1 rRNA gene is annotated in these 255 nt (G+C 58.0%); it reads right to left on the reverse strand.

The annotated features are described in order from the left end of the window. Positions 1-255 (reverse strand): 16S ribosomal RNA (locus tag KI379_RS33860); the annotation flags it as partial.

The following is a 255-nucleotide window of genomic DNA, read 5'->3' on the forward strand; positions in this document are numbered from 1 at the left end:
GCCTGCGCGCGCTTTACGCCCAATAATTCCGGACAACGCTTGCCCCCTACGTATTACCGCGGCTGCTGGCACGTAGTTAGCCGGGGCTTTCTTCTCAGGTACCGTCACTCCGATAGCAGTTACTCTACCGGACGTTCTTCCCTGGCAACAGAGCTTTACGATCCGAAAACCTTCATCACTCACGCGGCGTTGCTCCGTCAGGCTTTCGCCCATTGCGGAAGATTCCCTACTGCTGCCTCCCGTAGGAGTCTGGGC

The sequence above is a fragment of the Paenibacillus cineris genome, assembly GCF_018333335.1.
GTDB classification, from domain to species: domain Bacteria; phylum Bacillota; class Bacilli; order Paenibacillales; family Paenibacillaceae; genus Paenibacillus_AQ; species Paenibacillus_AQ favisporus.